The 20352-nt window shown below is 73.6% G+C and carries 19 protein-coding genes; 12 read left to right on the forward strand and 7 right to left on the reverse strand.

Annotated features, from left to right (window positions below; translation table 11 throughout):
• The 3 genes from ACLZN2_RS20630 to ACLZN2_RS20640 all read right to left on the reverse strand — a co-directional run bounded on the left by ACLZN2_RS20630 (position 1) and on the right by ACLZN2_RS20640 (position 2102).
• Positions 1-1158 carry an acyl-CoA dehydrogenase family protein gene (locus ACLZN2_RS20630; protein ID WP_416980109.1) on the reverse strand — a complete coding sequence of 386 codons (1158 nt, stop codon included), beginning with the start codon at positions 1156-1158 and terminating at the stop codon, positions 1-3.
• The gene (locus tag ACLZN2_RS20635; RefSeq protein WP_416980111.1) at positions 1155-1565 is read right to left on the reverse strand and encodes a nuclear transport factor 2 family protein; all 411 of its coding nucleotides are present in this window, start codon (positions 1563-1565) and stop codon (positions 1155-1157) included. Before ACLZN2_RS20635 ends, ACLZN2_RS20630 begins: the two co-directional genes overlap by 4 nt.
• Before the next feature lie 72 nt (positions 1566-1637).
• Positions 1638-2102 carry a pyridoxamine 5'-phosphate oxidase family protein gene (locus tag ACLZN2_RS20640; RefSeq protein ID WP_416980113.1) on the reverse strand — a complete coding sequence of 155 codons (465 nt, stop codon included), beginning with the start codon at positions 2100-2102 and terminating at the stop codon, positions 1638-1640.
• Positions 2103-2173: 71 nt separating this feature from the next.
• On the opposite strand from ACLZN2_RS20640, the gene ACLZN2_RS20645 reads away from it, so the two are divergent.
• The 6 genes from ACLZN2_RS20645 to ACLZN2_RS20670 all read left to right on the forward strand — a co-directional run bounded on the left by ACLZN2_RS20645 (position 2174) and on the right by ACLZN2_RS20670 (position 6942).
• Positions 2174-4282: an ABC transporter permease subunit gene (locus ACLZN2_RS20645; protein WP_416980115.1), complete on the forward strand. Its 2109-nt coding sequence runs from the start codon at positions 2174-2176 to the stop codon at positions 4280-4282.
• On the forward strand, positions 4263-4973 hold the full coding sequence (locus ACLZN2_RS20650) for an ABC transporter ATP-binding protein (protein ID WP_416980117.1): 711 nt from the start codon (positions 4263-4265) through the stop codon (positions 4971-4973). Before ACLZN2_RS20645 ends, ACLZN2_RS20650 begins: the two co-directional genes overlap by 20 nt.
• Complete coding sequence (locus tag ACLZN2_RS20655; protein WP_416980119.1) at positions 4970-5674, forward strand: ABC transporter ATP-binding protein; 705 nt, start codon at positions 4970-4972, stop codon at positions 5672-5674. The genes ACLZN2_RS20650 and ACLZN2_RS20655 overlap by 4 nt, the downstream gene beginning before the upstream one ends.
• Positions 5675-5702: 28 nt before the next feature.
• The gene (locus ACLZN2_RS20660) at positions 5703-6212 is read left to right on the forward strand and encodes a hypothetical protein (protein ID WP_416980121.1); all 510 of its coding nucleotides are present in this window, start codon (positions 5703-5705) and stop codon (positions 6210-6212) included.
• Complete coding sequence (locus tag ACLZN2_RS20665) at positions 6175-6495, forward strand: hypothetical protein (RefSeq protein ID WP_416980123.1); 321 nt, start codon at positions 6175-6177, stop codon at positions 6493-6495. Before ACLZN2_RS20660 ends, ACLZN2_RS20665 begins: the two co-directional genes overlap by 38 nt.
• Positions 6496-6600: 105 nt before the next feature.
• Positions 6601-6942, forward strand: a complete 342-nt coding sequence (locus tag ACLZN2_RS20670; protein WP_416980239.1) for a hypothetical protein — start codon at positions 6601-6603, stop codon at positions 6940-6942.
• Between the two features lie 58 nt (positions 6943-7000).
• Here ACLZN2_RS20670 and ACLZN2_RS20675 read toward each other — a convergent pair whose 3' ends face one another.
• Positions 7001-8086, reverse strand: a complete 1086-nt coding sequence (locus ACLZN2_RS20675) for a M12 family metallopeptidase (RefSeq protein WP_416980125.1) — start codon at positions 8084-8086, stop codon at positions 7001-7003.
• A 96-nt stretch (positions 8087-8182) separates the two neighbouring features.
• Between ACLZN2_RS20675 and ACLZN2_RS20680 the strand changes: the two genes are divergently transcribed.
• Positions 8183-10549: a LuxR C-terminal-related transcriptional regulator gene (locus tag ACLZN2_RS20680; protein WP_416980127.1), complete on the forward strand. Its 2367-nt coding sequence runs from the start codon at positions 8183-8185 to the stop codon at positions 10547-10549.
• A 12-nt stretch (positions 10550-10561) separates the two neighbouring features.
• On the opposite strand, the gene ACLZN2_RS20685 is transcribed toward ACLZN2_RS20680, so the two are convergent.
• Complete coding sequence (locus ACLZN2_RS20685; protein WP_416980129.1) at positions 10562-13165, reverse strand: CHAT domain-containing protein; 2604 nt, start codon at positions 13163-13165, stop codon at positions 10562-10564.
• Between the two features lie 346 nt (positions 13166-13511).
• Between ACLZN2_RS20685 and ACLZN2_RS20690 the strand changes: the two genes are divergently transcribed.
• The 3 genes from ACLZN2_RS20690 (at position 13512) to ACLZN2_RS20700 (ending at position 16115) form a co-directional block, all read left to right on the forward strand.
• Complete coding sequence (locus ACLZN2_RS20690) at positions 13512-14924, forward strand: S8/S53 family peptidase (protein WP_416980131.1); 1413 nt, start codon at positions 13512-13514, stop codon at positions 14922-14924.
• A gap of 82 nt (positions 14925-15006) precedes the next feature.
• Positions 15007-15582 (forward strand): RNA polymerase sigma factor, encoded by a 576-nt coding sequence (locus tag ACLZN2_RS20695; RefSeq protein WP_416980133.1) that lies wholly within the window; start codon positions 15007-15009, stop codon positions 15580-15582.
• A gap of 23 nt (positions 15583-15605) precedes the next feature.
• On the forward strand, positions 15606-16115 hold the full coding sequence (locus tag ACLZN2_RS20700) for a hypothetical protein (RefSeq protein ID WP_416980229.1): 510 nt from the start codon (positions 15606-15608) through the stop codon (positions 16113-16115).
• Between the two features lie 32 nt (positions 16116-16147).
• Here ACLZN2_RS20700 and ACLZN2_RS20705 read toward each other — a convergent pair whose 3' ends face one another.
• Positions 16148-16942 carry an N-formylglutamate amidohydrolase gene (locus ACLZN2_RS20705; RefSeq protein ID WP_416980135.1) on the reverse strand — a complete coding sequence of 265 codons (795 nt, stop codon included), beginning with the start codon at positions 16940-16942 and terminating at the stop codon, positions 16148-16150.
• An 87-nt stretch (positions 16943-17029) separates the two neighbouring features.
• Here ACLZN2_RS20705 and ACLZN2_RS20710 point away from each other — a divergent pair, with 87 nt between their 5' ends.
• Positions 17030-17371 (forward strand): DUF5713 family protein, encoded by a 342-nt coding sequence (locus ACLZN2_RS20710; RefSeq protein ID WP_416980137.1) that lies wholly within the window; start codon positions 17030-17032, stop codon positions 17369-17371.
• A gap of 94 nt (positions 17372-17465) precedes the next feature.
• Here the strand turns inward: ACLZN2_RS20710 and ACLZN2_RS20715 are convergent, their stop codons facing one another.
• Positions 17466-19685, reverse strand: coding sequence for an NADP-dependent isocitrate dehydrogenase (locus ACLZN2_RS20715; RefSeq protein WP_416980139.1), 2220 nt, complete (start codon positions 19683-19685; stop codon positions 17466-17468).
• Between the two features lie 218 nt (positions 19686-19903).
• Between ACLZN2_RS20715 and ACLZN2_RS20720 the strand changes: the two genes are divergently transcribed.
• Positions 19904-20350, forward strand: coding sequence for a hypothetical protein (locus ACLZN2_RS20720; protein ID WP_416980141.1), 447 nt, complete (start codon positions 19904-19906; stop codon positions 20348-20350).
• Positions 20351-20352: the final 2 nt, after the last annotated feature.

Below are 20352 nucleotides of genomic sequence, written 5' to 3' on the forward strand. Positions count from 1 at the left end.
TCACTCCTTTCCGAGGTCCAGCAGACGGCGGGCGACGATGTTGCGCTGGATCTCGGCCGTGCCGCCGTAGATCGTCGCGGCCCGCGAGTAGAGGTATTCGGTGCGCCAGCCGGCCTGCGGGGAGAGCTCGACCGTGCCCGGCAGCAGCTCCCGGGCGGTGTCGAACAGCCGTTGCTCGGCGCCGGCCAGCAGGATCTTGTCCACGGAGGTCTCCGGGCCGAGCCGCCCGCCGCCGGCCAGCCGGGCCTGGGTGGCGGCCGAGCGGCAGCGGGTGGTGTGCAGATCGAGCCAGGCCGCGCCGAGCGCGTCCGGGTCGGCCTCGCAGCCGTCGGCGAGAAGCCGGTCCAGTCGGCTGTAGAGGTGGGCGATCCGGTGCCAGAAGCAGGTGGAGCGCTCGTGCGGCAGCAGGTCCATGGCCAGGCGCCAGCCGTCGCCGGGCGCGCCCAGCAGCCGTGCCCCGGGGACGTGCACGTCGTCGAGGAACACCTCGGCGAACTCGTCCACGCCGTGCATCGTGCGCAGCGGGCGGACCGTGATCCCGGGGGAGTCCATGTCGACGAAGAACGCGCTGATCCCGGCGTGTCCGGGGCCGCCGGTGCGGGCCAGCAGTACACAGCGGGCCGCGTACTGGGCGAGGCTCGTCCACACCTTCTGCCCGGACACCACCCAGCCCTCCCCGTCGGCGGACGGGACGGCCCGCGTCGACACGGACGCCAGATCGCTGCCCGAACCCGGTTCGGAGAAGCCCTGGCACCACTGCTCGCGCCCGTCCAGCAGCCGAGGCACCATCTCGGCGGCCAGCGCGGGCGGCGCGTAGTCGATCAGGGTGGGGACCAGCACCTCCACCATCGACCAGATCCCGGGCTCGGTCAGGCCGCGGGCGGCGACCTCCTCGCCGAGCACCGCGCGCAGGGCGCTCGGCCCGCCGAGCCCGCCGACCTCGGCCGGCCAGCCGTACCGCATCCAGCCCGCCGCCCACAACGCCCGCCGTACCCGCCCGAGTTGCGCGACCTGCCCGTCCAGCCCGCCGTCCACGACCGACGGGGACAGGTCGTGGTCGTCGAGCCAGTCGCGCAGCTCGCTCCGGAAGGCGCCGAGGCCGGTGAAGGGGCCGGTGAAGGCGTCGCTGAAGGGGTCGGTGAAGGGGGAGATCCTCATGACCGTGTGAAGGCGTGCGGCCGCCCCGAGTCGTGGTCGCCGCTGCGCCGGATGAAGGTCATCGCCCGGGTGCGCAGCCGCCAGCCGTCCGGGGTGCGGGCATAGGTGTCGTTGTAGTAGCCGATCCGCATCTCGTGCCGGGAGTGCTCCACGAAGCACAGCGGCTGTGTGCCGGTGGCCGTGTCACCGGCCAGTTCGATCACCGGCGTGCCCACCAGGAACAGACCCTTGGGGGCGGCGGCGGCCAGCGCCGGGAACTCGTCGAGCGGGTAGGTGTCGCCGAACGCGCTGTAGGTGCCGTCCGGGGTGAAGACCGTGAGCACCCGGTCCACGTCGCCGCGCGTCATCGCCACCGCGTAGCGGCCGAGGAGCTGCTCGATCTCCACCAGGTCGTCGGTGTCGCTCAAGAGACCTCCCGAGAATGTAATTCTCCTAGAGCGATTATCAAGCTTCCATGTCCGGTGGCGTCCGTCAATCCGTCAACGCCGCAGCTTCCCGAAGTCCCAGCTGACCACCTCGTCCGGGATCAGCCGCAGCCACCCGTGCCGCCCGTCGTGGCGGAACCTCCCGCCCGCGTACTTCTCCCCGAACAGCCGCTCGGGCTCACCGAGTCCGTCGTACGGCTCACCCGTGCGCGGCACCTCCCCGACCACCTCGGCCGGCCCCCGCAGCTCCACCCCGCGCAGCGCCAGGAAGTCGAAGCCGCCCTCGTCCACCACGACCGCGATCCGCCCCTGTTTCACCACGTCGGACCAGCGGCGGCTGCGCACCAACGAGTTGAGCCACAGCGCCGCCCCGTCCCAGACGAACCACAGCGGGCTGAGGTGCGGATGGCCGTCGGACGCCGTCACGGCGACCCGGCAGACCGGCTGCGCGCGCAGGAACGCGTCGACCTCCGCGGCGTCCATCGCGATCGCGGCGCCGCGCCTCTGTGTTCCGGCCATGGATCCTCCCCTTTGCCCGACCTCTGTCCGAATGGTTGATTCTCCAATAGTGAGAAGCTAGTTTCCAGTCCATGGATCAGTTCCTGGCCTTCACGGTGGTCGGCCTGAGTACCGCCGCGATCTACGCCGTGATCGGCAGCGGCCTCGTGCTCACCCACACCACGGCCGGTGTCTTCAACTTCGCCCACGGCGCGGCCGGGATGCTCGCGGCCTTCGCCTACTGGCAGCTGGCCGTCGGCTGGGGCTGGCCGGTGCCGCTCGCGCTCGCCGCCGTCCTCCTCGTCCTCGCGCCCGCCTTCGGCCTCCTCGTCGAGCGGGTGCTGATGCGCCCCGTGCAGGCGCTCGGCGAGGCGGAACGCCTGGTCATGACCGTCGCCCTGCTCACCGGGTGCATCGCGCTGGCCCGCTGGGTCTGGGACCCCAACACCGCCCGCCCCCTCACCCCCTTCTTCGCCGACCGTCCCGCCCTGCGGCTCGGCCCGGCCGCCGTCACCTGGCACCAGGCCGTCACCACGGCCGTCGCCGTCGCGGTCGCCGCCGGACTGTGGTTCCTGCTGCACCGCACCCGCGCCGGCACCGAGATGCGCGCCTGCGTCGACGACCGGGCGCTCGCCGGACTCACCGGCGCCGATCCGCTGCGGGCCGGTCGGATCGCCTGGGTGCTCGGCATCCAGCTCGCCGCGATCGGCGGCATCCTCATCGCGCCGACCGTCGCGCTCGACGCCCAGCAGCTGTCCCTGCTCATTGTCAGCGCGTACACCGCCGCCGTCTTCGGCCGGCTGCGCAGTCTGCCGCTGACGTTCCTCGGCGCGGTCGTCGTCGGCCTGCTGGAGGCCTACCTCGCCGGCTACCTCCCGCAGAACGACTACCTCCCCGGCCTGCGCCTGGCCGCCCCCGCCCTGCTGCTCCTCCTCGCCCTGCTCGCGTTCCCGCACCGCCGGCTGCGCGGGCGCGACCGGCGCCTGGTCCCCGTACCGCTGCCCGGCCGACGCGGCACCCTGCTCTTCGGGGGCTCCGTTCTCGTCCTCGCGCTGGTCCTCGTGACGGTGCTGAGCGAGGACGCGATCGTCCCGTACGGCACGATCTTCGCGCTCGGCGTCGTCGCGCTGTCGTACGTCCCGCTCGCCGGGTTCGCCGGGCAGGTCTCCCTGTGCCAGCTGTCCATCGCCGGGATCGGCGCCGTGGTCTGGGGGCACCTCGGAGCGCACGGCGAGCTGTGGGCGCTGCCGGCCGCCGTGCTGGTCGCCGCGGCCGTCGGCGCGCTCGTCGCCGTACCGGCCCTACGGCTGTCCGGCATCTACCTCGCCCTCGGCACCACCGCGTTCGCCGTGATCCTCGACCGCTGGATCTTCACCCTGCCCGCCTTCGACGTCCTCGGGGTGCGCATCGCCCTGTTCGACCAGGGCTCGGTGATCGTCACCGGCCCCGACCTGTTCGGACTGCACCTGACCAGCCCGGCCCAGCTGCTCCTGCTGGCAGCCGGCTGTCTCGCGCTCGCCTCCCTCGGGGTGGCCGCGCTGCGCCGGGGCCGGTTCGGGCGGCGGCTGATCGCCCTGCGCGACAGCGAGGCGGCGTACGCCACCCTCGGCGGCCGGCTCCTCGGCGCGAAGGTCGCCGTCTTCGCGCTGTCGGCCGGTATCGCGGGGCTGGGCGGGGCCCTGTACGGCATGCAGCTGCAGACCGTCACCGCCGACCAGTTCAACCTCGTCGCCGGACTGCCGATCTTTCTGATCGCCGTCATCGCCGGACTCGGCTCGGTCGGCGCCGGCCTGTTCACCGGGATCGCGTTCGTCGTACCGACCCAGCTGCTCGGCGAACTCGGCACCTGGGCCCAGGACTTGTCGGCCCTGCTCATCGCCCTGGCCGGGATGGGGCTCGCGCACAGCCCCAGCGGGATCATCACCCGGCTGCGCACCGAGTGGGCGCCACTGGCCCGCGACCGGCTGCTGCTCGGCGCGACCGGCGCGGTGCTCGCCGGGTGCTGGCTGCTCGCGGCACTGGACGCGGTGAACGGCCGGCTACTGCTCGCCGTCGCCCTCGCGGCGGCGACCGCCCTGCGTATCCGGGCCGCCGCCCGTCAACAAGGGCCTGCCGAAACGCCGTTGGAGTGGTGGGGAGTGCGCCGCCCCTGGCGGCCCGAGGACGGGGAGGTGCTGAGCCGTGCCACTGCTGCAGGCTGAGGAGGTGACCGTCGCCTTCGGCGGACGCCGGGCCCTCGACTCCGTGTCGCTGACCGCCGAGGCCGGCCGGATCACCGGGCTCATCGGGCCCAACGGGGCAGGAAAGAGCACCCTGTTCGACGTCGTCTCCGGGCTGCGCCGCCCCCGCACCGGACGGGTCCGGCTGGACGGCCGGGACATCACCCGCGAGGGTCCCGCCCGGCGCGCCCGGCGCGGCATGTCCCGCACCTTCCAGCACCTGGAACTCTTCGGTCGGCTCACCGTCCGCGACAACCTCCTCGTCGCCGCCGAACTCGGCCCGGAGCGCCGCCACGCCGCCCGGACCGCCGACGCGGTGCTCGACCGGCTCGGCCTCGCGGCCCTCGCCGACGACCCGGCAGACGCCCTGCCCACCGGCATCGCCCGGCTCGTCGAGGTCGGCCGCGCCCTCGTGCTCGAACCGCGCGTCCTGCTCCTCGACGAGCCCGCCGCCGGCCAGGACGCCGAGGAGACCGAACGGTTCGCCGCCCTGCTGCGCTCGCTCGCCGCCGACGGCACCGCCGTCCTCCTCGTCGAACACGACATGGGCCTGGTGATGAGCGTCTGCGACGAGGTGTACGTCCTCGACCTCGGCAGGGTCGTGGCCTGCGGCCCGCCCGCCCGGATCCAGCGCGACGAGACGGTGCTCGCGGCCTACCTGGGGGAAGCATGAGCCTGCTCCAACTCGCGGGTGTCCGCGCCGCGTACAACGGCATCACCGTGCTGCACGGCGTGGACCTCTCGGTCGCCGCCGGCCAGGTGGTCGCCCTCCTCGGCCCCAACGGGGCGGGAAAGACGACCGTGTTGAAGGTCGCCTCCGGGGTCCACCCGCCCAGCGGCGGACGGCTGCTGCTCGGGGGCCGGGACGCCACCGGCGTCCGCCCCGGCGACCTCGCCCGCGCCGGGGTCTGTCTCGTCCCCGAGGGCCGGGGCGTCTTCCCCAACCTCTCCGTCCGCGACAACCTCCTGATGATGACCTTCACCGGCCGCACCCGGGAGGAGATCGAGGAGACCGCCTACGCCCGTTTCCCCGTCCTCGGCCGACGCCGCACCCAGCACGCGGGCACCCTCTCCGGCGGCGAGCAGCAGATGCTCGCCCTCGCCCGGGGCCTGGCCACCGACCCCGCCGTCCTCCTCCTCGACGAACTCTCCATGGGCCTCGCCCCGCTGGTCGTCGCCGGGCTGTACGAACTCGTCGCCGAGATCGCCCGGCAGGGCGTCGCGGTGCTCGTCGTCGAACAGTTCGCCACCGCCGTACTGAAGATCGCCGACCACGCCGCCGTCGTCGTCCGCGGCCGCGTCCAGTGGCAGGGACACCCCGACAGCTCCCTGCACGCCGAACTCTCGTCCTACTACCTGGGGAGCGCCACATGAGCCCGCTGAGCTTGTCGAGGAGCGCCAGATGACCAGCACCTCCGTGACATCCGTGACATCCGTGAACTCCGTGTCCTCCGTGCCGGGGCCGCCCGCCGACCGGGCGGAGCGGTTCGTCCGTGAACTCGCCGAGCTGAGAATCCCCGACCCGGCCGCCGCCCGCGCCGCCCTCTGGCTGCGCCTCGGCGGACTGCTGATGCTCGCCGGCCTGGTCCTCGGCGGCCTCGCCTTCCCGCTCGCCCACGCCACCGACTCCAGCCTCGGCCAGGGCGACGCCCTCGCCCTCGGCCTCGGCGGGGTCACCGCCGCGGTGGTGGGCGGCGCGCTGTTCCTGCGCTACTCCCTCACCGGCTTCCTGCGCTTCTGGCTGGCCCGCCAGTCGTACGACCTGGACCGGCTGGGGGAACGTCTCACGGCTGCCGCCGCCCCTTCGGCCTCCGCCTCCGCCGCACCGGCACAAGCCCCCGCCTCCGCCCCCGCCCCCGAAGGAGAACCGCGCCATGGCGACCTCCCCCGCACCGACCCCGCGCCCCGGTGACCAGCTCGCCTCGCCGACCGGCACCACCCGGGTGATCGTCATCCGGGCCCCCGCAGACGCGGCCGGCCCCATCGAGTGCGGCGGCACCCCGATGGTGCCCGCCGGGCAGGCCCCGGCCGCACCGCCCGCCGGAGAGACACCCGGCACCCTCATCGGCAAGCGGTACGTCGACGCCGCCGACACCCTCGAGCTCCTCTGCACCGCCTCCGGTGCGGGATCACTGACCTACGGAGGACAGCCGCTCACGGTCAAGGCCCCCAAGGCACTGCCCGCCTCGGACTGACCTGTCTCACCTCCCGCCGTCACATCGACCTGCAGCGCGTCTGCAGGGCCATCAGACACAGGCTCTAAGGCTGAGCCGGGCCCTCCCGCGCCGGACCGTGCGGCGGTGTCTTCCGGACACCGCCCCGTTTCGCATGCGCGGTGGAACTCGCGGCGCGCGTCGGCGACCTTCGCGTGCGCCCGGGCGACCACTGTCCGCACCGCCGCCGACCCGGACGGACTGCGCATCGCCGTCACGCACACCCTCCTCGGCCTGGACCGGGCCTCGCCCCGGTCGGCCCGCACCATCAACGACTACGTCCAGGCGGACGCCGGCGACGGCTTCGTCCTCGTCCCGCACATCACGCCCGGCGGCCTCGACGAGTTCGCCGACGACGAGACGGCCGAGGAGTGCGCCGCGTCCTGGCGCCGGTGCGGCCGGGGTGACGTCTCCCTCCCCCGAAGGTGATGTCACCCCGGCCTTTCCCCCGGCGCCGGACAGTGGTCTCCACGCGGTCCTGTGCCGCTCACCAGCACATGACCGCCGTCTCGCCCGAACCCCAGCCGGAGTACAGGCGGACGCGGACGAAGTAGCGGCGGCCCTTGACGAGCCGGGCCCTGAGCGTGGCGTTGCGCGGGGTGCCGCCGTCGTCCTGGCCGGCGAGGAAGCGGGGTTCGCCGTCCCGTTCCTCGAAGACCACGACGACCGAGTCGCTCTCCCCGAAGGTGCCGACGGTGTACTCGCGGGTCTCCCTCGGCTCCACGGTGAAGTCGGCCTGCTCGCCCGGCCCCAGCGACAGCGCCACCGACCGGAACGGCGCCAGCGCAGGCGGCCGGAGCGCGTCGAGCGGCGGATACCAGCGCAGTACGAATTCCTTGTCCAGCGGGGAGAGCCCCCCCGGCGGATGGACACCGCCGCGGAACTGCTCCGGTTCCAGGATCAGCCCCGCCGCGAAGGGGTACTCCATCACGGACTGTGGATCCCAGACCGAGCCGTTGACCTCGGCCGGATCCAGCTTGCGCAGGACGTTGAAGAACGTGCGGTCCCGGCTCCAGTGGTTCGGCGGGCCCGCCAGATCGGCGTAGACGGCCTCGTCGTCCCAGTGGATGCCGGCGAACGGGCTCTGGTGCTCGTGCTGCATGCCGAGCGCGTGCCCGATCTCGTGCAGGGCCGTCGCCCGCTCCCCGGGGGCGGTCAGGTCCCAGCCGAAGTTCATGGTCCGCTCGTTGAGCCCCACGAGGAGCGCGTCCCGGCCCACCGCCGACCAGGACCCGTCCCCCTGCTGGAAGCCGATGCGCAGCTCCGCCTCCGAACGGTCGGCGACCTCGGCGAACGACACCCCGATCCCGAGGCCGGCCCACGCGCGGAAGCAGTCGCGCACCACGTCCCGCTGGGCCCCGTCGCCGACCCACGACACCCGCCGCGTGCCGCCCGAACCCGGCACCGGGATCACCGACGCGTCGCTCTCGGCGTCGAAGAAGTGGTAGTGCAGGACCGTGCCGTTGACCCACATCCGGCGCCCGCTCATGAGCGCGCCGAGCCGCTCGGCGGCCAGCCCCGGCGCGAAGGCGGGCACCGGCTGCTGCGCGAGCGAGCAGTAGCGGGCAGTCATGACCACCAGCGTGCCGTGCCGGTCCGTCCGGGCGCCTGAGTCGGGGGCTACTCAAGTCGCCCTGTATCAGACCTGAGTATCCGGGCTCCTGATGACGTGACGACGATCGGGACGCCTGCCGGGACCCTGCGACTGCCATGGCCGTTCACCGGACGGGAGGAGGAACTGGAGCTGGTGCGCCGCTCACTGGCGGCCGGCCGGCCGGGGATCGTGCTGACGGGACCGGCGGGCTGCGGCCGCACCCGGCTGGCGGCCGAGGCGTTGCGTGGCACCGACTGCGCCCGCGCGGCCGGCACACCCGGCACCCGGGGCACCGCCTTCGCCGCGTTCGCCCCTCTGCTCCCCGAAGGCGTCACCCTGCACCGGGCCGTCCAACTCCTTTCCGACGTACGGCTGTTGCTGGTCGACGACGCCCATCTGCTCGACGACGCCTCCGCCGCGCTGCTGTACCAGCTGGCCGTTCGGGGCCGTACCCGGCTGCTGGTCGTCGTGACCGAGGGCGCCTGCGTTCCGGACGCCGTCACCCGCCTGTGGACCGGCGAACTGCTGCCCCGCCTGGCCCTGGAACCCCTCCCCGCCGAGGACACCGCCCAGCTCCTCACGGCCGACGCGGGCGGCCCCCTCGAAGCCCTCACCGTCGACCGACTGCACCGCTTGTGCCGGGGCGACCTGCGCCTGCTGCGCGATCTCCTGGCCGCCGTACGCGACGAAGGCCTGCTCACCTCGCTCCCCGGCACCGACGAGCGGGCATGGCGTGGCCGGATCCCGCTGACCCCCACCCTCCGCGAACGCACCGCTCCCGTCCTCGCCCGCCCCTGCCCCGACGAACGCGAGACCCTCGACCGGCTCGCCTTCGCCGAACCCCTGCCCCTGGCCGCGGACACCCTCAACCTGCACGTCCTCGAACGCCTGGAGACGGACGGCCTCATCGAGGCGGACGACGGCGAACCCGCGACCGTCCGCCTGGCCCACCCCCTGTACGGTCCCGTCCTGCGCGCCGCCGCCGGCCGACTCCGTGCGAGGCGGCTGACCATGACCCGCCGGCCGCTCGACGCCGCCCTCGACGCGGAGGCCGCCGCCCTCACCCACGGCATCGAACAGGCCGACGTCCGCACCGTACGGGCCCCGGTGGGGGAGTGGCTGGTCGCCGAGGGGGAACCCGTCCCGCCCGGGTACGCCGCCGTCCGCGCCCGCCACGCGCGCCTGCGCGGAGCACCACGCGAGGCCGCGGCCTGGGCGAGGGAGGGGCTGTCGAACGCCCCGCAGGACCCGGCCTGCCACCGCGAACTCGCCCTGGCGGCCATCGAGTTGGGTGAGACAGTCACGACCGCCCCGGCGACCGCCCGTCACCAGTGCGCCGCCCCCGCCGCGGCCCGTGCCCGCCGCCCCGCCCCCGAGTCCCAGGACAACTGCACGACCCCGGCCGCCCGCAACGACTGCACGGCTCCTACCGCCCGGGACGACGGCATGACCCCGGCCGCCCGTGGCGACTGCGCGGCCCCGGCCGCCCGGGACGGCCGTACGGCCTCCGTCGCCGGTGACGGCCGTACGGCCCCGGCCGCTCGGGACGTCTGCACGGCTCCTACCGCCGGTGACGACGGCACGGCCACGGCCGCCCGCAACGACTGCACGGCTCCCACCACCCGTGACGACGGCACGACCCTTGACGCCCGAGACGGCCGCAGGGCCCCCGTCGTCCGTGACGGCCGTACGGCCCCGGCCGCTCGGGACGTCTGCACGGCTCCTACCGCCGGTGACGACGGCACGGCCACGGCCGCCCGTGGCGACTGCGCGACCCCGGCCGCTCGAGACGGCCGTACGGCCTCCGTCGCCGGTGACGGCCGTACGGCCCCGGCCGCTCGGGACGTCTGCACGGCTCCTACCGCCCGTGACGACGGAACGACCCCGGCCGCCCGTGACGACGGAACGACCCCGGCCGCCCGTGACGACGGAACGACCCCGGCCGCCCGTGGCGACTTCGACGCCTACGACGCCGTACGCCAGGGCGTTCCCGAGCGTGCCCTCGGGCACCTCCCGTCCGGGAGTGTCTTCGACCGACACGCCCGCGCCCTCGCCGACGCCGACGGTCCCGCGCTGGACCGGGTCGCCGAGGAGTTGGCGGAGCGCGGGTTCCTGCTGTTCGCGGCCGAGGCGCACGCCCAGGCCGTACGGGTCCACCGCGACCCCACGGCCGCCCGCACCGCCCGTACCCGGGCCGTCGCCCTCGCCCGCCGCTGCCAAGGGGCGTGCACACCGGCCCTGTCCGGCCTCGCCCTGGGCGAACTCACCGCCCGGCAACGGCAGATCGTCACCCTGGCCGCATCGGGACTGAGCAACCGTCAGATCGCCGAGCGCCTCACCCTGTCGGTCCGTACGGTCGGCAACCATCTCTACGGCGCGTACACCCGCCTGGGCGCCGGTGACCGGGCGGCGCTGCCCTGGCTGATGGAGCAACCCGCCTGAACCCGTGGGCGTTCACGCCGCCCCGAACGCCGTGAACGCCCACCCCGTCGCCTGGTGCAGCGCGTCCCCCGGCAGGGCCGCCCGTGCGTCGCGCAGCGCCTCCGCCAGGCCGGCGCCGTCGCTGAGGGCCTTGTGCAGGGCCAGCATCAGCGGCACGACCGCCGCGTCGTTCACCGGCGCGCTGCTCGCCACCACACCCGCCGTGCCCAGCGGGAGCAACGCCGTGACCAGACCGAGGAGTTCGTCGGCGCCGACCGAGGCGAGCCGGGCGGTGTCGCAGCTGGAGAGGATGATCCGGTACGGGCTGCGGGCGAGCCGCTCGAAGTCATGGACGATCAGCGGGCCGTCGGCCATCCGCAGCGCCGAGAACATCGGGCTGTCGGCGCGGAAGGTGCCGTGTGCCGCGATGTGCGCCAGCGCGGCCCCGTCCAGCTCCCGCAGCACCCGGTTCCCCTGGGCGTCGTCCTGCTCCAGCACCGTGGGTCTGCCGTACCGTCCGGCCACCTCGGGCACCTCCGCGCCGCCGGTCGCGAGGCCCGGCCCGCGCACCAGAACCTGCCGGCCGCCCGGCGGCGGCTCGGTCTCCCGGGCGCGCAGCCAGCCACTCGCCGACGGGGACACGCTCACCACCCGCTCGCGCAGCGACGGCAGCAGTGCCCACGGGACCCGGTGCAGGCGCGCCGGCGGCACAACCACCACCGGCCCCGTGCCCAGCCGTTCGGCCGCCTCGCCCAGCAGCAGCTCCTCCAGCCGCCGCCCCGCCGCCTCGGCCAGCGGCAGCCGCCCCTCCCCGCCCGGGTGGGCCAGCCGGCGCAGCGCCGACTGCACGTACTCGGCCTCGCGCTCCGCCTCGGCCAGCAGCCCGCCCGCGAACCTTCGCACCCGCCCCCCGCCGCACAGCAGCACCTGAACCCGCCCGTCCAGTACGGCGAGTTCGACGAGCCGTCCGTCGCCGAGCCGGTCGAGGAGCCGGCCCGTGTCGAACCGGCCGCCGTACCCCGGCGCGTGACCGCGGATGTGCAGGGTGCGGGAGCGGATCTCCCGCTCCAGCCGGCGCTGTTCCCGCTCCAGGGTCGGCACCGGACGCCCGTCCATCCGGGCCTCCTCCGCGCGCGCCGCGATCACCCGGAACGCGGTCAGACCGCTCAGCAGCGCCGGGTCGGCGGGCGGCCGGGTGGGCGGGGTGGACAGCGCCGTGGCCCGCCAGCGCTCGCTCCACTCCAGCAGCCGCCGGGGGCCGCCCCCGTTCAGGCTCACCTGCTGGGCCAGCGCGGCCAGTTCGGCGCCCTGCGCGGTGGCCCGGGCCCGCAGCTCGGAGGCGCCCAGCGTCGTACGGTGGTCGTCGAGGACGGCGAGGCCGCGCCGGCACGCCTCCAGCACGCCCCGGTCCGAGCCGGTGGCCCGGGCCCACAGCGCCTGGGCCGCCCAGCCCGTCATCCGCGCCAGCGGCGGCCCGCTGCGCCGGCTGCGCGCGGCGATCTCCAGATACCGTTCCGCGTCCGCCGTCCAGTCGAGGCCGAGCGCGATCCGGCCCGCCAGCAGCCAGGCCTCCGGCGCGGCGGGCGCCCCGAAGGACGACAGCCGCTCCGCCACCTTCACCGCGTCGGCGACCAGCCGTCCCGAACCCCGCCCCGCGGCCACCCGCGCGTCGATCAGCACCAGTTGGGCATGCGCCTCCCACCAGGTGCGCCGCTGCCCCGCGAACAGCCGCACCGCCACCGCCGCACGCGCGATCGCCGTGCCCGCGTCGCCCGCCAGCCGCGCGGCCTTGGCGGCGGCCAGCAGCAGTTCCGCCTTGCGGGTCGACTGGCCGCCGATGCCGTCCAGGACCGCTATGGCCGCGTCCGCCTCGGCGACGGCCTCCGGCGCCAGCCCCGCCGCCATCAGCACCTCGCAGCGCCGGATGTTGAGCATGAAGGTGGGCGTGCCGAGCTTGGCGTACCGCTCCTCGGCCTCGTCGAGGAGCCGCAGAGCCGCGGGCACGTCCCCCGAGCGGAACGCGGCCAGGCCCCGGCTCTCCACCGCGTCCGCCTTGTCGTGCTCCTGGCCGGTCGTGTCCCACAGCGCCTCGGCCGCATTGAAGTCCGCGTCGGCCCGCTCCACCGCCCCGAGCGCGAGATGCACGGTGGCGCGCAGGGTCAGGGCGCGCGCCGTCCAGATGACGTCGTCCGCCTGCCGCAGCACGGGGATCGCCCGCCGTACGTCCTCCAGGGCCTCCCGGTGGTGCCCCAGCACCCACCACGAGTAGGCCCGCCGGTACAGCACGCGCGCGCGGGTGTGGCCCGTCCCGCGCTCGATGCCCCGCTCGAATGCCGTCAGGCCCTGCCGGGTGCGGCCCGCGTGCACCAGCGCCACCCCCAGCGTGGCCAGCACGTCCGCCTCGCGCTCCGCGCAGTCCGCGCGCGCCGCCAGGTCGCGGGCGCGCCGCAGATGGTCCAGGGCGAGCCGCATGTCGCCCCAGTCGCGCTGCCAGATGCCGATCACCTGATGGGCGACCGAGGCGTGCAGGGGTGTCGGATCGGTGTCGAGCACTCCTTCCGCCCGCGCCAACGCGTCGTTGGGGGCGGCGAACACCATCGGCAGCAGTTCGAGAACCGGGTCGTTTGCCGCTGTCACTCCACGGATGGTAGTGCTCCGCACGGCACGCCACACCAGTTCGGAGCCGTATCGGCCGGTAACAAGAGGGCGTCGTGGCAGTGGACTTGGCGCGATACGGAAGGCACGCGCAGCGGACTTGGCCCGGCGCGGGAGGCGCACGCGTCCGCACCGGGTGCATTCGGGGGCGTATTAGGGGGCGCACTCAAGGGGCGTACGGCACGAGGGCGGGCGCAGGGGGCGTACGTACACAAGTTCACCCCCAGGCTCCGCAACCGCACCACCGCCCCCGCCGTCGCACCACCTGTATCAGCGGACCGCCTCGCGGATCTGACTGACGACACACCGGCCAGGGGGAGGACACGCGATGGCACCACGGCGATTCCACGAACAGTTCGACCAGATCCAGCGCTCGCTGCCCGGCGTGCCGCTCGCGATGGGGCCGGACGACTCCGCCGAGTTCATCTACGAGAAGGGTGTCGTCCTCGCCCGCGACGGCGAGGAGGCGCAGGTCGTCGAGGACACCGTCCGCACCCACTTCACCGGGGCACCCGGCCTGACCGCCGACCACGTCCGCCGGGCCGGACCGCGCACCAACCGCTCCGGCATCACCCGCATCCAGGTCGGCGACCCCGGCCAGGGCGACCGCACCGCCGACCACCACGTCGCCGGCGCCCTGCGCGCCCTGCGCGAGGCGGAGGGCCGTACCGGCCGCCGGCTCGTCAGCCGCAACCACGTCGTGTCGATCTCCGTCAACGCCTGCCCCGGCGACGAACCCGTGCCCGCGCCGCCCACCCAGCAGCCCAACCCCGCCCCGGCCGACGGGAACCACGACCCGGACACCGCCGTCGGCGTCCTCGTGATCGACACCGGCCTGATGCACGACTACCGCTCCTACCCGCCGCTCGCCCACACCGACGGCGACCTCCAGATCCAGGAGACCGACCGGGACGGCGTCCTCCAGCAGTACGTCGGCCACGGCACGTTCATCGCCGGACTGGTCGCCGCCGTCGCGCCCAACACCGACGTGACCGTGCGGGGCACGCTCAACGACTGCGGCGCCATCCTGGAGGACGAGTTCGGCGAGAAACTCTTCGACGCCGTCGAGCAGGGCGGCTGGCCGGAGATCCTCAGCCTCTCCGCCGGCACCTCCAACGGTCGTATCGACGGCCTCCTCGGCCTCGACGCCTTCATGCGGGCCCTCGGCGAACAGCGCACCCTGCTCGTCGCCGCCGCGGGCAACAACGCCAGCGCCACACCCTTCTGGCCCGCCGCCTACGCCTCCCTGCCCGAGTACGCCGACGCCGTGCTGTCGGTCGGCGCCCTGCGCGCCGACGGCGAGTTCGGCGCCTGCTTCAGCAACCACGGCCCCTGGGTACGGGTCTACGCCCCCGGCGAGCGCCTCACCGGCGCCCTCACCGGTTTCGGCGCGCCCGTCCCGTACGTCTACCAGCACTCCACCTACGACACCTGCCGCTACGGGTTCGGCTACGCCTGCACCTGCCGCTCCCCGCGCCACACCGGCGTGCTGAGCGACACGTCGGGCAAGCCGGACCAGGTGATGTTCGAGGGGCTCGCCTCCTGGAGCGGGACCTCGTTCGCAACACCCGTGGTGGCCGGACTCGTCGCCGCCCACATGACCGCGACCAAGGAGACCGATCCCCGTGCCGCCGCCCGTCAACTGCTCGAACAGAACGCCGAGTTCGCCGAGGTGCGCGGGGCGCATGTCCCGGCGCTGCGCCCGGCCGGCTGGCGTCCGGCCCCGGTCGGCCTGTCGTGAGGATCCCGGCGAGTACTTCATGAGGTCCGAGGGAGCCCCCGTCACGGCGTACGATGACAGGCCGTACACGAGGGGTGGGGCGGTGGAGCGTACAGATGTCGGCGCGCTCGTCCAGTCGGCGGTCGACGGTGAAACGGCGGCCTGGAAAGCGCTGGTCGAACGGCTGAGCCCGCTGGTGTGGTCGGTCGTGCGCGCACACCGGCTCTCCGAGGCCGACGGACACGAGGTCTACCAGACCGTCTGGTTCCGCTTCGCCCAGCATCTCGGCCGGATCCGTGAACCGGACAAGGCGGGATCGTGGCTCGCGAGCACCGCGCGCAACGAGTGCCTGAAGGTGCTCAAGAGCTTGAGGCGGCTGACACCGACCGACGATCCCCAACTGCTGGACCGCGCCAGCGACGAACCGACGCCCGAGCAGTCGGTCCTCGACTCGGAGGAGGCGGCCGCGCAGAGCGAGCGCGTCCGCTTCCTGTGGCAGGAGCTCGAGGCGCTCGGCGACCGCTGCCGGCAGCTGCTGCGGGTGCTGATCGCCTCGCCGCCGCCCAGCTACCAGGAGGTGTCGACCGCACTCGGCATCGCCATCGGCAGCATCGGACCGATGCGCCAGCGGTGTCTGCGCCGGCTGCGGGCCCGACTCGACGCACGGGGAGCGCTGTGAACGGCATGGGCGACATGAATGACATGAATGACATGAGCGGCATGGGCGGCATGGGCGGCATGTTCGACGACGAGTTGGACGACGACGGGTTCGACGACGAGTTCGATCTCGGAAGCCTGGAGGAGGAACTCCGCCGGGCCACCGCGATCCTGGACCCGGTCCCGCCGGAGCTGTGCCGGCTCGCCGTCGAGGCGTACGCGCTGCACGACCTGGACGCCCGGATCGCCGAGCTGACCTTCGACTCGCTGACGGACGCCATCCCGGTCAGGGGCGCCGAGGACGTGCCGAGGATGCTGACCTTCCACAGTGGTGGGCTCACGGTCGACGTGGAGGTGTCCGAGGAGGGCCTGCTGGGGCAGCTGATGCCGCCGCAGTCCGCCTCGGTCGAGGTTCTGCACGGGCCGCGCGCGGGCGCCCCGCTCACCGCCGACGACATGGGCCGCTTCGCCTGCGCCACCCCGCCCACCGGCCCGTTCGCCCTGCGGCTGCGGACCGGCGGCGAGGTGGTCGTCACGGAGTGGATGCGCGCCTGACCGTTCACACCTGACCGTTCACGCCTGACCGTTCAGGACACGGCGTCCACCAGGGCCGCGAGGGCCGAGGCCAGCCGGGGCAGTCCCGCCCCGGCCGGCCCGCCCGGCTCAGTCATGTAGGTGTCCCGCCGGATCTCCACCATCAGCGCGGACACCCTCGGCTCCCGCCCGTAGTACTCCAGCGGTACGTACGTCCCGGCGAACGGGCCGTCCAGCCCGGTGTCCCCGATCTCCGCGAACGCCTTCCGGGCGGCGGCGAGCAGTTCCGGCGGGGTGTGGAAGGAGTCGGTGCCCAGGCAGACCGGCGGCCGTGGTCCCTCGCCGTGAAGCTCGTAGGGCAGCCGCTCGGTCGGATAGGAGTGCACGTCGACGACGACGGCCCGCCCGACCGCCGCGAGCCGCTCCCGCACGGCCCCGGTCATCGCGTCGGCGTACGGCCGGAAGTACCGCTCGACCAGCGGCGCGGGGTCGAGACCGTCACCTCGCAGCACCTCCCCGTGCGTGGTCCGCGTGTACACGGCCCCCATCCCGACGGCCCGCATCTCCTCCCGCTCGTCGGGGAACCGCTCCGGATCGACGACCAGCCGCGACAGCCGGTTGACGAACCGCCAGGGCGTCACACCGGCCAGCCGGGCCGCCTCCTCGGCGATCCGGGCGGTGTGCGCGTCGGTGATGTGGTCCAGCTCCCGCTCCAGTGCCCCGTCGTCCAGCACGATGCCCGCCCGCACCTCGGCCGGTATCTCCCGCGCAGAGTGCGGCACATGCAGGATCACCGGCGAGCCGGCGGCTCCGGGCAGGAGCTGGAAGGAGGGTGCGGCAGGGGTCATCGGGCGGCTCCCGGGGCGTTGTCAGTGGCGTGGTGCATGATCGGAGATGCCATCACAACACGGCGGGGCGAGAAGGTGGGGCGGGGCATGGCGGTGGCGAACGAGCAGGTGACGGGGCACGCGTTCCTGAAGGCGCTGTACCGGGACGACTACTACCCGGACCCGGTGGTGGACCGGGGCAGGGACATCCTGCTGCGCCTGTGCGAGCGCGTCGAGACGGAGCGGCCCGCGGACCTGGACGCGCTGTACGTACTGACCCAGGCCGCCACCGAGGAGTTCAACGCGCTGCAGGACGCCTTCTGGGAGGCCGGCAGCGAGATCGAGACGGTGGCCCGGGAGGAGATAGCCGAGGACTTCTGGTTCATCGCCCGGGCCTACGGCTTCACGGACGCGGACATCGAGGAACTGATCGCCACCCGGGACTGGTGAGGCCCGGTTCCGGCGCCGCCGTGATGTCCGGTCGGCGCACCACCGCGCCCCGGCCGGGAGGTGCCGGCCGGGGCGCGGGGCGGAGCGGGGTGGGTCAGCTCAGGGACGCCAGCGCCGTGTTCCAGGTGGCCGACGGGCGCATGACCGCCGCCGCCTTCGCCGGGTCGGGCTGGTAGTAGCCGCCGAGGTCGGCGCCCTCGCCCTGGACGGCGTTCAGCTCGTCGACGATGGTCTGCTCGGCCGCGCCGAGCGTCTCGGCGAGCGGCTGGAAGGCCTTGGCCAGCTCCGCGTCGTCGGTCTGCCGCGCCAGCTCCTGCGCCCAGTACAGGGACAGGTAGAAGTGGCTGCCGCGGTTGTCGATGCCGCCGACGCGACGGGTCGGGGACTTGTCCTCGTTGAGGAAGGTCGCCGTGGCGCGGTCGAGGGTGTCGGCGAGGACCTGGGCGCGGTCGTTGTTGGTGGCCGTGGCGTACTGCTCGAAGGACGGCACGAGCGCGAAGAACTCACCGAGGGAGTCCCAGCGCAGGTAGTTCTCCTTGACCAGCTGCTGGACGTGCTTCGGCGCGGAACCGCCGGCGCCCGTCTCGAACAGGCCGCCGCCCGCCATCAGCGGGACGACCGACAGCATCTTGGCGCTGGTGCCCAGCTCCAGGATGGGGAAGAGGTCGGTCAGGTAGTCGCGCAGCACGTTGCCGGTCACCGAGATGGTGTTCTCGCCGCGGCGGATGCGCTCGATCGACAGCTTGGTGGCCTCGACCGGGGACAGGATCCGGATGTCCAGACCCTCGGTGTCGTGCTCCGGCAGGTACGCCTTGACCTTCTCGATGATCACGGCGTCGTGGCCGCGGCTCGGGTCCAGCCAGAAGACGGCCGGGTCGCCGGTGGCGCGGGCGCGGGTGACGGCCAGCTTGACCCAGTCGCGGATCGGGGCGTCCTTGGTCTGGCAGGCGCGGAAGATGTCACCGGCGGCCACGGCCTGCTCCAGGACGACGTTGCCGGCCTCGTCGACCAGGCGGACCGTGCCGTCGGCCGGGATCTCGAAGGTCTTGTCGTGGGAGCCGTACTCCTCGGCCTTCTGCGCCATCAGACCGACGTTCGGGACCGAGCCCATGGTCGACGGGTCGAAGGCGCCGTTGGCGCGGCAGTCCTCGATCACGGCCTGGTAGACGCCGGAGTAGGAGTGGTCGGGCAGGACGGCGAGCGTGTCGGCCTCCTGGCCGTCCGGGCCCCACATGTGGCCGGAGGTGCGGATCATGGCCGGCATCGAGGCGTCGACGATGACGTCGGACGGCACGTGCAGGTTGGTGACGCCCTTGTCGGAGTCGACCATCGCCAGAGCCGGGCCCTCGGCGATCTCCGCGTCGAAGGACGCCTTGATCGCGTCGCCCTCGGGGAGGGACTGAAGGCCCTTGAGGATGGTGCCCAGGCCGTCGTTCGGGGACAGACCGGCGGCGGCCAGCGTCTCGCCGTACTGCTCGAACGTCTTCGGGAAGAAGGCGCGTACCACGTGACCGAAGATGATCGGGTCGGAGACCTTCATCATCGTGGCCTTCAGGTGCACGGAGAACAGGACGCCCTCCGCCTTGGCGCGGGCGACCTGCGCCGTGAGGAACTCGCGCAGCGCGGCGACACGCAGCACGGAGGCGTCGACGACCTCGCCGGCGATGACCTTGAGCGGCGCGCGCAGGGCGGTGGCGGAGCCGTCGGCGCCGACCAGCTCGAAGCGGAGCGTGGTGTCCTCGGGGATCACCACGGCCTTCTCGGTGGAGGCGAAGTCGTTCTCGCTCATCGTCGCGACGTTCGTCCTGGACTCGCCGGACCAGGCGCCCATGCGGTGCGGGTGGGTCTTGGCGTAGTTCTTGACCGAGGCGGGGGCGCGGCGGTCGGAGTTGCCCTCGCGCAGGACCGGGTTCACCGCGGAACCCTTGATCTTGTCGTAGCGGGCCTGGACGTCCCGCTCCTCGTCGGTCTTCGGGTCGTCCGGGTAGTCCGGCAGCGCGTAGCCCTTGCCCTGGAGCTCGGCGATCGCGGCCTTGAGCTGCGGGATCGACGCCGAGATGTTCGGCAGCTTGATGATGTTGGCCTCGGGCGTCTTGGCCAGCTCGCCGAGCTCGCTCAGCGCGTCCGGGATGCGCTGGTCCTCGGTCAGGTACTCCGGGAAGACGGCGATGATGCGCCCGGCCAGCGAGATGTCCCGCGTCGTCACGGCGACACCCGCCTGCGAGGCGTACGCCTGGACCACCGGCAGGAAGGAATACGTCGCCAGGGCCGGGGCCTCGTCAGTGTGCGTATAGATGATGGTCGAGTCAGTCACCGGGTGCTCCGCTCCACGTCTGCAACATTGCTCGACATCAAGATATCTCGTGAGCGGGGCGTGCTCGACAGGGGTCCGCCGGGGGCTGCTCACACTTTTCGCCGGCGGTGTGCTCCGTACGGGCAACCGATGCGGCCGATCCGGTGGTCGAGGAGGCAGAGAGTCGACCTCGTCCACCGGCCGGACCGGCCATCCGGCCGCCCGAGCGAAAGCGGATCATGAGATATCGCACCAGAGTGACGGGCCCCGCCGCGGCCCTCGTCGGCACCGCAGTCGTCGTCGCCGGGGGCGGCGCGGCCCACGCCGCCCCCGCGGGCGACGGGAAGGACACGGCCGCCACCCCGGCCCCCGAGACCCTCGGTGACCCCGTCTTCCCGGCCCTCGGCAACGACGGCTACCGGGTCACCGACTACGACCTGGACCTCTCCTGCGACGCCACGACCACCCTGGTCGAGGCCACGGCGACCCTGGACATCCGTACGACCCGGTGCCTGTCCCGTTTCTCCCTGGACGTCTCCGGCTTCCTGCGCGACTGGCTGTACGGCACGACGACACCGAGGATGCCCGGCCATCCGGACTGGACGGTCACCCCGGTGACGCCGTCCCTCACGGCCCCGCACAACAGGTCCCGGGCACGTTGGCACGAGAACTCGGCGACCCTGTAGGT

The sequence above is a fragment of the Streptomyces sp. T028 genome, assembly GCF_048159505.1.
GTDB lineage: Bacteria > Actinomycetota > Actinomycetes > Streptomycetales > Streptomycetaceae > Streptomyces.